Annotated in this window: 10 protein-coding genes; 3 read left to right on the top strand and 7 right to left on the bottom strand. The window is 70.7% G+C overall.

Annotated elements, in window-relative coordinates:
• Positions 1-128: 128 nt before the first annotated feature.
• From AB0F15_RS18375 to AB0F15_RS18355, 5 genes are read right to left on the bottom strand one after another with little or no spacing between them, the layout of a single operon-like run.
• Complete coding sequence (locus tag AB0F15_RS18375) at positions 129-1,220, bottom strand: IS701 family transposase (protein ID WP_360271316.1); 1,092 nt, start codon at positions 1,218-1,220, stop codon at positions 129-131.
• A 7-nt stretch (positions 1,221-1,227) separates the two neighbouring features.
• Positions 1,228-3,216 (bottom strand): glycosyltransferase family 4 protein, encoded by a 1,989-nt coding sequence (locus AB0F15_RS18370; protein WP_360271314.1) that lies wholly within the window; start codon positions 3,214-3,216, stop codon positions 1,228-1,230.
• A complete protein-coding gene (locus AB0F15_RS18365; RefSeq protein WP_360271312.1) occupies positions 3,213-3,902 on the bottom strand; it encodes a DUF998 domain-containing protein in 690 nt (229 codons plus the stop codon). The genes AB0F15_RS18370 and AB0F15_RS18365 overlap by 4 nt, the downstream gene beginning before the upstream one ends.
• A 56-nt stretch (positions 3,903-3,958) precedes the next feature.
• Positions 3,959-5,338, bottom strand: a complete 1,380-nt coding sequence (locus AB0F15_RS18360) for a HAMP domain-containing sensor histidine kinase (protein ID WP_360271310.1) — start codon at positions 5,336-5,338, stop codon at positions 3,959-3,961.
• Complete coding sequence (locus AB0F15_RS18355; RefSeq protein WP_360271401.1) at positions 5,335-6,030, bottom strand: response regulator transcription factor; 696 nt, start codon at positions 6,028-6,030, stop codon at positions 5,335-5,337. Before AB0F15_RS18355 ends, AB0F15_RS18360 begins: the two co-directional genes overlap by 4 nt.
• Positions 6,031-6,158: 128 nt before the next feature.
• On the opposite strand from AB0F15_RS18355, the gene AB0F15_RS18350 reads away from it, so the two are divergent.
• Positions 6,159-6,326, top strand: coding sequence for a hypothetical protein (locus tag AB0F15_RS18350; RefSeq protein ID WP_360271308.1), 168 nt, complete (start codon positions 6,159-6,161; stop codon positions 6,324-6,326).
• 23 nt (positions 6,327-6,349) lie between these two features.
• On the opposite strand, the gene AB0F15_RS18345 is transcribed toward AB0F15_RS18350, so the two are convergent.
• Positions 6,350-7,003, bottom strand: coding sequence for a response regulator transcription factor (locus AB0F15_RS18345; RefSeq protein WP_360271307.1), 654 nt, complete (start codon positions 7,001-7,003; stop codon positions 6,350-6,352).
• The gene (locus AB0F15_RS18340) at positions 7,000-8,211 is read right to left on the bottom strand and encodes a sensor histidine kinase (RefSeq protein WP_360271305.1); all 1,212 of its coding nucleotides are present in this window, start codon (positions 8,209-8,211) and stop codon (positions 7,000-7,002) included. Before AB0F15_RS18340 ends, AB0F15_RS18345 begins: the two co-directional genes overlap by 4 nt.
• A 145-nt stretch (positions 8,212-8,356) precedes the next feature.
• Between AB0F15_RS18340 and AB0F15_RS18335 the strand changes: the two genes are divergently transcribed.
• Together AB0F15_RS18335 and AB0F15_RS18330 are read left to right on the top strand one after the other, a co-directional pair.
• On the top strand, positions 8,357-9,103 hold the full coding sequence (locus AB0F15_RS18335) for an ABC transporter ATP-binding protein (protein WP_360271303.1): 747 nt from the start codon (positions 8,357-8,359) through the stop codon (positions 9,101-9,103).
• A complete protein-coding gene (locus AB0F15_RS18330) occupies positions 9,097-11,607 on the top strand; it encodes an FtsX-like permease family protein (RefSeq protein WP_360271301.1) in 2,511 nt (836 codons plus the stop codon). Before AB0F15_RS18335 ends, AB0F15_RS18330 begins: the two co-directional genes overlap by 7 nt.
• The last annotated feature ends 32 nt before the right edge of the window (positions 11,608-11,639 follow it).

Genomic DNA, 11,639 nt, shown 5'->3' with positions numbered 1-11,639 from the left:
TTGTTAGGTGGTGTTGAGCTGGGGTTTCTGTTGCGGGGTTCGGGTCTGGATGGGTTGTCGGCAGGTGTGGCAGGTGCCTGTCCAGGCCGCGAGCAGGGCTTGGAGTTCGCGCAGGACTGCGTAGAGGGTCAGGCCTGCGCAGGGGCTTTTGGGGTGCGGCGGAGCTGGGTGCAGATGGCTTGGGCGACGGCGGCGAGGGTGACGTGGCGGTGCCAGCCGAGCCAGGAGCGGCCTTCGAAGTGATCCAGGCCGAGGCCGTCTTTGAGTTCGCGGTAGCCGTGTTCGATGCGCCAGCGGATCTTGGCCAGCCGCACCAGATCCCGCAGCTTCGTGTCGGCGGGCAGGGTGGAGAGCCAGTAGTCGGTGGGTTCGGGTTCCCCGGGTGGCCACTCGGCCAGCAGCCAGCATTCGGGCAGGCTGCCGTCGCTGCTGCGGGGGATGTTGCGGTTGGCCGGGCGGACTCGCAGGGCCAGGAACCGTGACCGCATGCTCGCCGTCGGGTTGCCCGGAGATTTCTTCGATCCGTGGCGCCATATTAGGTACCGGCCTGCCGATCGGCCGGCCGCCATGGCCAGGCTCTTCAGATCCTGTGGCGGGTCGAGATAACGCGGTCCCGGCGGTCGGCCGTTGCCCTTCCGTGCCGGTGTTACCGATACCGCGTCGGCTGGATGCGCGGTCGCGGTGGGACTGACGGCCAGCACGTAGGTCAGGCCGCGTTCGGTCAGCCCGAGCCGGAACTCGGTGGCGTCGCCGTAGCCGGCGTCGGCCACCACCGGCCGGTCCGGCAGACCCCACCCGGTGACGGCCTCGTCGAGCATGTCCAGCGCCAGCCGCCACTTCTCCCGATGCCGCACCTGCTCCGGGATCGCGCAGCGGGCCCGCCGCCGCCGGATCTCGGCCGCGGCCTCGCCCTCGGTGGCTTTGGCGTCGTCCCAGGACTCGGGCAGGAACAGCCGCCAGTTGATCGCGGCTGATGCCCAGTCGGTGACCGCGTGCACGCTGACCCCGATCTGGCAGTTCCCGGTCTTGCCCAGCGCCCCGCAGTACATCCGCGCCACACCAGGAGAGTCCTTGCCGTCTTTGGGAAACCCGGTGTCGTCGATGACCAGCGCGTCCGGTTCGACGAACTCACCGGCCCACCCGGCCAGGCGTCGCGGCGAAGCCGATTTCGGGCTTCCCCGCGTGGTACTTGCGGCATAGGCACTACGCGCAAGTACCACGCAGGGGTTACGCGGCCTGGCTGACCACCGACGGTTCCGGAAGTCCGAGCAGGATCCGGTACTGGGTCTCGAAAGTCGCCAGTGCGTCGGCGATGTCGTGCCGCGCGACGATCGTGCGGGACGCCTCGCCCATGCGGGCTCGCTGATCCGGGTCGGCGGCCAGGTCGGCGATCCACCGCGTGATCGTCGTGATCGCTCCTGGCTCGAACAGGTAACCGTTCTCGCCGTGGTGGACCAGGTGGGGCAGGGCGAGCGCGTCGGCGGCGATGACGGGAAGGCCTGCGGCCATGGCCTCCATGGTGGCGAGGCTCTGCAGCTCGGCCGTGCCGGGCATGCAGAAGGCGTCGGCCTCGGCATAGCGCTGCACGAGCTCGGCGTCGGAGACGAACCCGTGGAAGGCCACGCGGCCGGCGACACCCAGCTCCGCGGCGAGTTCCTCGAGCTCGTGCCGGCGGGTGCCGTCGCCGACGAGGTCCGCGCGGACGTGCGGCAGCGGGGCGAGGGCGCGCAGAAGCTGGTCGATGTTCTTCTCCGCGTCGAGCCGGCCCACGAACAGGACCGACACCGGCCGGTCGGCCGGACGGGCCGGCGCGGCGTAGTGGGCGAGGTCGATGCCGCAGGACACGACCTGGGCCGGCCGGTCGAGACCGATCCCGGCGAGGACTTCGGCCGCCCGCGGGGTGGGCGTGGTGATGATGCGAGCGTCGCGGTAGACGCGCACCAGGTCCTTCCAGGCCCAGCGGGCGATCGCGTTCTTCACCCACCGCGGGAACGGGGTGTAGCCGAGGAGGTTGTCCGGCATGAAGTGGTTCGTGGCCATGCCCGGGACGTCGCGTTCGGCGGCGGATTCGAGCAAGGCGCGGCCGACGCCGAAGTGGGCTTGGACGTGGACGACGTCCGGGCGGACGCGGTCCAGGATCTCGCCGACGGCGGCTCGGGCGCTGCCGGGGACGCAGAACCGGTACTCGCCGTGGAACGGGATCGCGCGGGAACGGACCCGGTGGATCGTGTAGCCGTCACGCTGCTCGGTGCGGGCCGGGCCGTCGTCGGAGGGGCAGACGACGTGGATGTCGTGGCCGCGGCCCGCGAGTCCCCGGGCCAGGCGCTCGGCGAAGAACGCCGCGCCGTTGATGTTGGGCGGGAACGTGTCGGCGCCGATCAGGACGCGAAGGCCGGTCGGGTGTTCGGGCACGGGGTTCTCCTCGATCTTCGGACGGGCGTGCGGAACGGCACCGGCGAGCACGCGCACGCCGGCGAGCGCGACGACCGCGGCGAGCGCGGCCGCGGGCCGGGGGACCTCGCCGTAGGCCAGGGCGGCCACGGCGACGGCGGTGAGGGGATCGAGCACGGTTGTCGTGCCGACGACGACCGCGGTGGATCCCGCGGCGTACGCGCGGTGCAGGAGCACGCCGCCGGCGCCGAGCAGCAGCAGGGCTTGACCGCCGAGGAGCGCCGCCGTCGCGATCGGCTGCGACGCGGCGGCGTGCACGACCGACGAGCCGAGTCCGAAGAGGACGGCCGCCGCACCGGCGAGTGTGGCGCAGCCGGCCCGGGCGAACCAGGCGAGCGCGGCCACCACGAACCCGGTCACAGCCACCGCTTCGGCCGTGCCCGGGCTGATCGCCGTGGTCGGGGTGGAGGAAGTCGCGAGCGTCACGAACCCGGCCACTCCGGCCACGACGACCACAACAGCGACGAGTACCCGGCGGTCGCGCACGCGGCGGCCGAAGACGACCGTCAGGACCAGGCTGAACACCCCGAGCGGCTGGACGACCGGAAGCGGCGCCAGTGACAGGGCGACGACGTGCAGCAGGCTGCCGCCGGTGGCCAGTGCGGTGCCCGCCCACCAGCCGGGGGAGCGCAGCAGCCGGGCCAGGGCACGCAGTCCGGGGACGCCCTCGGCGGCCAGGTCGGTGACTTCGGCGTGCTGCCGGCTCGCGGCCATCGCGAACAACACGGCGGCGAGCAGTGCGCAGGCGACGGCGAATGCGGTCATCGGACGGCCCTCCCGGGTTTGGCCGCCGTCGCGGTGACGGACCGGGGTTCGGGCGTGCTGCTGACGCTGACGGCCCGCCGTAGGGCGGTCGCCACGATGGCGATGATCAGGAATTCGGCCAGCAGGGCGATGCGTTCGAGGAAGCCTGCCGGGAGCCGGCCCACGACCTGGGCCGTGCCGAACGCCGCCGCGGTCGTGACTCCGGCAACCGCCCCGCGACGGAGCGCCGGGGCGACAGTGAGCCAGCGGGGTTCGGTTCGCAGCCGGGCGCTCAACACCCAGGCCGCCAGGGGCAGGCTGGCGAACAACACGCCGCCGCCGACGCGGTGGATCGTCCCGGACGCCGTGGGATTCGAGGCGCTGAGGTTGCTGCGGAAGACCAGGACCACCACGAGTCCGGCAATCCAGAGCACGAAGAGGACGGTCGCCGGCGGGCTGTGTGGCAAGGCGGCGAGGCGGGCCGCGGCCACGAGCGCTGCCGCGGCGGCGAGCAGGAGGACGACAGCCACCGCGAACAGCAGCCGGCCGCCGCGGTGCCAGGCGTAGTCGCTGACCGGGTCGCGCCAGGGGCTGACGTGGCCGGCGAACCCGAGGGTCAGGCCTGCGATGATCACTTGCGCGACGGCGGCCATGACCAGCGTCAGCGTTGCCAGCGGCGTGGGCGAAAGCGCGGTCCGTGGAGTCACCTGTCAGACGGTGCTGCCCGGCCATGAGAGTTCGATGAAGATCGCGCGCGGTTTCGCTAAGAAGCGGCCAGCGGGAGCACCAGGTCGAACCGCGCGCCGCCGCCGTCGGCAGGGGAAGCCGACGCGCGGCCGCCGTGCTGGGTGAGGACCTGCTCGACGATGGCCAGGCCGAGTCCGGAGCCAGGCAGGGGCCGGGCAGCGTCGGCCCGGTAGAACCGTTCGAACACGTGCGGCAGGTCGGCTTCCGGGATGCCCGGCCCTTCGTCGTCGACGCGGACGCGCACCGCACCGGGTTCGACCGCCATCGAGATGCGCACCGAACCGCCGGGTGGCGACCACTTGGCGGCGTTGTCGAGCACGTTCAGCACCGCGCGTTCGAGGGCGGTGGGGCGCACGACGACCTCGGCGTCGGCAAGGTCGGCGTCGAAGGTGACGTTCGGCCACCGCGACCGGGTGCGTTCGACGGCCGAGCCGACGACGTCGGCCAGCGCGAGACGCTCCTCGGCTTCGCTCGGCCGTTCCCCGGTGGACAGGTCGACCAGCTCGCCGATCAGCGCGGTCAGCTCGGTGGCCTGCGTGTCGAGGTCGGCGAGCAGCCGCGACCGGTCTTCGGCCGGCAGCCGGCGCCCGGGATTGGCGTCGGCGTGGATGAGGAGCTCGATGTTGTTGCGCAGGCTCGTCAACGGCGTGCGCAGCTCGTGGCCGGCGTCCTCGACCAGCCGCCGCTGCTCGTCGCGGGAACGGCTCAAAGCCGCCAGCATCGCGTTGAACGACGTTGCCAGCCTGCCGATCTCGCCGGACGCGCTGACGTCGATGGCCGCCGACAGCTCCTGGGTGCGGGCGACGTTCTCGGCCGCCGAGGTGAGATCGTCGACCGGCCGCAGCGCCGACCGGGCGATCGCCCGGCCCACCACGGTGGCGCCGAGCACCCCGGCGGCGGACACCACGAGCAGCCAGAAGCCCAGCCGGGTCAACGCGTCCTCGACGTCTTCGGAATCCTGGGCGACCTGGATCGTGCCCCCGTCGGATCGCGGGGCCGTCCACATGCGGAACCGGCTCCCGTCGCGGTGGATGTTGGTGGCCCGGCTGACGGAGAACGGCGCTTGCGGTGGCGGGGGCGGGAGTTCCGGGATCGCGCCCGCGATTCCGGTGACCGCGCCGGTGGCCGAGCTGAACTGGACGGTCAGGCCGTTGTTCCGGTCCGGCCCGGGATTGGTGGTGGAGCGCAGCGTCGAGAGCGCTTCTTCCGGCGAGGGTGCTTTCGCGGCGAGTTGCGCGTAGGACTGCAGGCGCGCGTCGAACTGGTCGTAGAGGTCGGCGCGGGTGATGCTCCAGGAGATCGCCGATACCGTGACCACGGCGATCGCCACCGCGGCCGCGACGAGGATGCCGAGCCGGCCGCGCAGGGACAGCGTCTTCCAGCGGGGCCGTTTCACAGCGGTTCCTCGCGCAGGACGTAGCCGACTCCGCGCACGGTGTGCAGCAGCCGCGGCTCGCCCTCGGCCTCCAGCTTGCGGCGCAGATAGCTGACGTAGACGTCGAGCCCGTTGGACGCGGTGCCGAAGTCGTAGCCCCAGACTTGCTCGAACATCGCGGTGCGGGTCAGCACGATCCGGGGATGCCGCAGGAACGTCTCGAGCATGGCGAACTCGGTACGGGTCAAGTGCACCGGGCGCACGCCGCGGAACACCTCCCGCGTCGCCGGATCCAAGGTGACGTCGGCGAACCGCAGCGCAGCCGGGGCCGGCGGCGCAGACGGCGCGTTGTACTCGGTGCGGCGCAGCAGGGCCCGGACCCGGGCGAGCAGTTCCTGCAGGGCGAAGGGCTTGACCAGGTAGTCGTCGGCTCCCGCGTCGAGACCGGCGACCCGGTCGGTCACCGCCGTCCGCGCGGTCAGCATCAGGACCGGCACCGTGTTGCCCTCGGCCCGCAGCAGCCGGCACACCTCCAGGCCACCGAGCATCGGCATCTTGACGTCGAGCAGCACGCCGTCGGGGTCCGCGTCGCGGATCAGCGCGAGTCCGGCGACCCCGTCACCGGCGACGGAAACGGTGTAGCCCTCGAACCGCAGCGTTCGCGACAGCGAGGCCTGCACAGCCGTCTCGTCGTCGACGATCACCAAGTGCACCGGCATCCCTTCGCTCACCTGATGATGACACAGGGTAACTGTAGTCGAGGTGGTCGCGAGAGCGCCGAATTCTCATCGAAGGTTAACGTTCGCCGGCGCTCGCGGCGGCAGGCGAAGGCCGGCTGACGATGGACGAAGTCGAAGAACGCTTCGGCTGGCTCGAGCGGCTCCGCTATCGGCACGAACTGGCCGCGGTGATCGTCGCCGGCCTGGTCGCCGCCGCCGTCCACGGCTTCGGTGCCGAGGGGTTCGAAGGACACGGCCCGGACGCCATAGAGCACGGTCACGGTATCTGAGCCGCTTCGCTACGAGGATGGGGTTAGCCGGCTCGCGCTGTCACCAGGCCGGATTCGTAGGCGGCGATCACCAATTGGGTGCGGTCCCTGGCCTGGAGTTTGGTCAGCAGGCGGCTGACGTGGGTCTTCACGGTCGACATCGACAGGTGCAGCGCCGCGGTGATCTCGGCGTTGGTGAGTCCACGGCCGACCAGCAGGAGGATTTCGCGTTCACGGGCGGTGATCCCGTCGAGGTGCCGGATGACGGGTTCGGGGCGCTGGGTGAACTCTTCGATGAGCCGCCTGGTGACCGTGGGCGAGAGCAGAGCATCGCCTGCGGCGACGACCCTGATGGCGGTCAGCAGGTCGGCGGGTGGGGTGTCCTTGAGCAGGAACCCGCTGGCGCCCGCGCGCAGGGCGGAGAAGACGTACTTGTCGAGGTTGAACGTGGTCAGGATGATGATCTTGAGGTCACCCGTGCCGGTGAGCAGCCGCCGGGTGGCTTCGATCCCGTCGAGCACGGGCATCCTGATGTCCATCAGCGCGACGTCGGGACGTTCGCGGCGGATGACGTTCACCGCTTCGGCGCCGTCGCCTGCCTCGCCGACGACCGTGAGGTCCGGTGCCGAGTCGACCAGGATGCGAAACCCGCCCCGGACCAGCGCCTGGTCATCGGCGATGACGACCTTGACCGTCATACCGGGACCTCGGTGGGCAGCCGGGCCGCGACCCGGAACCCGCCGAGCGGCAATGGGCCGGCGCTGAACTCGCCGCCGTAGAGCGCGGTCCGTTCACGCATGCCGACCAGGCCGTGGCCGGTGCTGCCGGTGCTGTCGGTGCTGCCGGTCGGGCCGGCGCCGTCGTCGGTCACCTCGATCCGCACGTTGTTCTCGTCGTAGTGCACGAGTATCCGGCTGCGGTTGGTGCGGGCGTGTTTCACCACGTTGGTCAACGCCTCCTGGACGATCCGGTAGGCCGCCAGGTCCACGCCGGGTGGCAGTTCGCGGGCGGTGCCCCGCACGCTGAATTCGACCCGCAGCCCGGCACGCTCGGTCCGGGCCACCAGGCGAGGCAGCTCCGCGAGACCAGGCGTCGGCGGAAGCTCGGCGGAGTCCGGCGTGTCGTCGCGCAGTACTCCCAGCAGGGCGCGCATCTCACGCAGAGTCGCGCGGCTGGTCGTCTCGATGACGGCCAGCGCCTTGGCGGCCTCGTCGGGCTGGGAAGCGATGACGTGGCTGCCCATCCCGGCCTGGACGGCGATCACACTCATGCTGTGGGCGACCACGTCGTGCAGCTCCCTCGCGATCTGCAACCGTTCTTCCGCGACTGTCCGATGTGCCTGGTCGATTCGGTGCTGGGTCTGCCTGTCCGCTTGTTCCCGCACTGACTCCTGGTAGCCGCGGTGCCGCCGGACCGCCAGCCCCACGGCCCAGCCCGCCAGGAGCGGGCTGATTCTGCTCGCCGTCAGCAGACTCCAGTCGTCCCACGAACCGAACCACACGCCGGCCGAGACGACGTTGGCCACGACCAGTCCGGCCATGGTCATCACGATCGCGGCGGCCAGTCCGGTCACCGCGACCTTCATCGGTTCGACCAGCGCGACGACGTAGAGCACCAACACGATCGGCAACTCCGGCGCCTTGGTGAAGTCGGTCGCCGAGAATGCCACGTACCCGATCAGCCCCAGCGCGAGCGCGACCATGGGCCGCCACCGCCGGATCACGATGGTCGAACAGACGATGACCAGCAGCACCACGAACAGTTCGATGGACAGGTCGTGCCGCTTGAGCTGGTCGGGTGTCGCCCATCCGTTGAGGCCGACCAGGACCGCGAACACGACGTCCACCGCCACCAGGTGGGCGAATGTCAGCCGGTGGGTGAAGGGGGCGCGCAGGTGCTCATCCACGCTCCGACGTTAGATCACCACGGATCGTCCACGCGTCGGTCTGTGGACCGACACGGTGGGTCGTTCTTGCGACCAGGTTCGGGCCGGCAAGTGGGGGCCGTGGCCCGACGCGGACAGTGCGGCGTTCGCGGCATCGTTCAACGCCATGAAGACGTCGACAGCCGCCAGCGCGAACAACCTGTCCAAGACGTACGGCGAGGGCGCGACACAGGTGGTCGCGCTGGACTCGGTCGCCATCCGGATCGCGACAGGCACGTTCACGGCGATCATGGGCCCGTCCGGGTCGGGCAAGTCCACCCTCATGCACTGCCTCGCCGGGCTCGACACCCCCACCAGCGGGCACGCGTGGATCGGGGACACGGAGATCACCGGATTGCCCGACGACAAGCTGACGCTGCTGCGGCGGGAGCGCGTCGGGTTCGTGTTCCAGGCGTTCAACCTCGTGCCGACGCTGTCCGTGCTGGAGAACATCACGCTTCCGCTGGACATCGCCGGAGTGGCCGTGGACCGGTCGTGGGTCGACGAGGTGATCACCACGGTCGGCTTGGCCGACCGGCTCGCCCACCGGCCGGCGGAGCTGTCCGGCGGGCAGCGGCAACGGGTGGCCTGTGCACGGGCGCTGGCGACCCGCCCCGCGATCATCTTCGCGGACGAACCCACCGGGAACCTGGACTCCAGATCAGGTGCGGACATCCTGCGCCTGCTGCGGCGCGGTGTCGACGCGCTCGACCAGACCATCGTGATGGTGACGCACGACCCTGTCGCCGCGTCCTACGCGGACCGTGTGCTCATGCTGGCCGACGGGCGGATCGTGCACGAGATCGCCGACCCGACACCCGGCCTGGTGCACGACGTCCTCAAGCGCCTTGACCGGGCGGAGACGTCATGCTGAAGGCGAGTCTCCGCAATCTGGCGGGCAACAAGGTCCGGCTCGCTCTGTCCCTGATGGCGATAGCGCTGTCGGTTGCCTTTGTGGCGGGGACTCTGGTCATGCGCGACACGGTCATGACCGTGACGCGCGCGGCCGCCGAAGCCGGTGCCGCGGATGTGACGGTACGGCCGTCCAGGGAAACAGCGACCTTGACCGCCGCACAGGCCGAACGCGTTCGCCGGGTCGATGGTGTCGACGCGGTGTTCGCCGAGGTCAACGTGTCCGATGTCAGCGTCCTGGACCGCCGGAACCAGGCCGTCACGGTGGTCAAGAGCGCGCCGACGGAAGCCGGGAACTGGCAGACGACCGGCCGGGCGCCGGTGCGGCTCGCGGCCGGGCGTGCGCCGACCGGGGACGGCGAGGTGGTGATCGACAAGGATTCCGCCGCCAAGTCCGGGGTCCGGATCGGCGACCGGGTGCGCGTCACCGCCACACCAGGCGGATTCGACGTCACCGTGGTCGGGCTTGCCGAGTACACAACTCCCAACCCCGGGAAGAACTTGGTCTTCCTCGACGACACCATCGCGGCGATGCGACTGCTCGGCGTTCCGGACGGTGTCACGGCCGTCAAGGCGTACGCCGCTTCTGGTGTGTCCGAGGAAGTGCTGCGTCAACGGATTCGGGCGGCCCTCGGTGATTCGTTCGAGGTGCTGACGAAGACCCGGATCGTGGCCGAGTCCGGTGTCGATGACAGCCTTGACCTGGTCACCTACGTGATGCTCGGGTTCGCGGGGATCGCGATCCTGGTCGGTACGTTCCTGATCTTCAACACGTTCTCGATGCTCATCGCCGCGCGGACCAGGGAGTTGGGTCTGCTGCGAGCGGTCGGCGCGACCGGCCGGCAGGTGCGGCGTGCTGTCGTCGCCGAGGCGTTCGTCCTCGGCCTCGTCGGGAGCACCGTCGGTCTCGCGGTCGGGATCGGTGCGGCGGCGGCGTTGCGTGGAGCCGTGGCCGGATTCGGACTGGACCTGTCGGGTGTCGCTCTCGCGGTCACGCCGCTGGCGCCGATCGTGTCGTACCTGGTCGGCACAACCGTGACGGTCGCATCCGCGCTCCTCCCCGCACGACAGGCGGGCCGGATCACGCCGATCGCAGCGCTTCTTGCGGCCGAAGTCCCGGCGGATCCCCGGTCACGCCCGCGGAGCTTGGTCGGCGGGGCGCTGGTGGTACTCGGGGCGGCGGCGCTGGCAGCCCGGTCGGATGGCGCGCTCGTCTTCGGTGTCGCGGCCTCCCTTGTCGGTCTGCTGGTTCTCGGACCAGTGCTGGTCCGGGTCGCGGTGCCCGTGCTCGGTGTGGTGGTCGTCCGGCTGTTCGGCGCCGTCGGCAAGCTCGGCATCCGCAACACGCTGCGCAGTACACGGCGGACAGCCGCGACCGCGGCCGCGCTGATGATCGGGGTCGCGGTGGCCGCGGCCCTGTCCGTGGTGTCCGCGTCGATGAGTTCGTCGATGGCGGATCGGATCGACCGTACCCTCGGCGCGGATTTCACCATCGTGCGATCCGGCAAGGGACAGCCGCCGCTCACCGGTGAAGTGGCCACGGCGGTTCGGACGGTACCGGGGGTTGGCCAGGTGGTGCGACAGCGCGAGATCCGGGTGGACATCGTCGGCGGGAATCGGTCGACGAGGGGCGGCTGGGTGCAGGGTGTCGACCCGGATTTCCCCGCGATGTTCCGCCAGGACTACGTCTCGGGGTCGCCGGTGGACAGCTTGGCACGCGGCGAGATCGTGCTCAGCCAGTCCTACGCCCAGGACTTCGGGTTGGCTGTGGGCGACCGGATCGACCTGCGTGGACCGGCCGGCAGCGTGACCGTGCAAGTGGGAGCCATCAGGACGCCCGACCCACCGGGCATGTCCATCGGCCGGAGTGACGCCCCGTTCGTCACCATGGATGTGCTGACCAGGATCGCGCCGGCCGCGCAGGACGCGTTGATCATGGTGAACGCCGCGCCCGGCACGGACAAGACCGCCGTCGGCGCCGCGCTCACCAAGGCCTTGGCCGGCTTCCCGCAGGCGAGCGTCCGCGATCGGGCCGCGTACAAGGAATACGCGCAGACCCAGGCGACAAACGTCCTCATGCTGGTGTACGCGATGCTCGGCCTCGCGGTGCTCATCGCGATCCTTGGTGTGATCAACACGCTCGCGTTGTCCGTGGTGGAACGGTTCCGCGAGATCGGCATGCTGCGCGCGGTCGGCCTCACCCGTCGCCAGGTGACGCACATGATCGGCGTCGAGTCGACTGTCATCGCGCTCACCGGGACGGCCCTCGGCCTGCTGCTGGGCCTCGGCTGGGGAGTGGGTGCCCAGCAGGCGATGTCCTCCCGTGGCATGGAGATTCTCGCAGTGCCGTGGCTCGTCGTCGGCGCGATCGTCCTCGCGGGTTTCGTCGCCGGTTTCGTCGCCGCCGTCGCACCGGCCCGCCGTGCGGCGCGCCTGGACCCCGTCACCGCGATCGCCGCCGCATAACCAAAGGAGTCAAAGTCATGCCGTCTCGCCGA

The organism is Amycolatopsis sp. NPDC026612 (genome assembly GCF_040638285.1).
Lineage (GTDB): Bacteria > Actinomycetota > Actinomycetes > Mycobacteriales > Pseudonocardiaceae > Amycolatopsis.
Note: the sequence above shows the minus strand (reverse complement) of the source record. Positions and strands in the feature narration are given on the sequence as shown.

Coding starts and splice junctions, on each gene's coding strand:
- AB0F15_RS18370 (WP_360271314.1), bottom strand. CDS start 3,216: ATGACCGCATTCGCCGTCGCCTGCGCACTGCTCGCCGCCGTGTTGTTC.
- AB0F15_RS18350 (WP_360271308.1), top strand. CDS start 6,159: ATGGACGAAGTCGAAGAACGCTTCGGCTGGCTCGAGCGGCTCCGCTAT.
- AB0F15_RS18345 (WP_360271307.1), bottom strand. CDS start 7,003: ATGACGGTCAAGGTCGTCATCGCCGATGACCAGGCGCTGGTCCGGGGC.
- AB0F15_RS18335 (WP_360271303.1), top strand. CDS start 8,357: ATGAAGACGTCGACAGCCGCCAGCGCGAACAACCTGTCCAAGACGTAC.
- AB0F15_RS18330 (WP_360271301.1), top strand. CDS start 9,097: ATGCTGAAGGCGAGTCTCCGCAATCTGGCGGGCAACAAGGTCCGGCTC.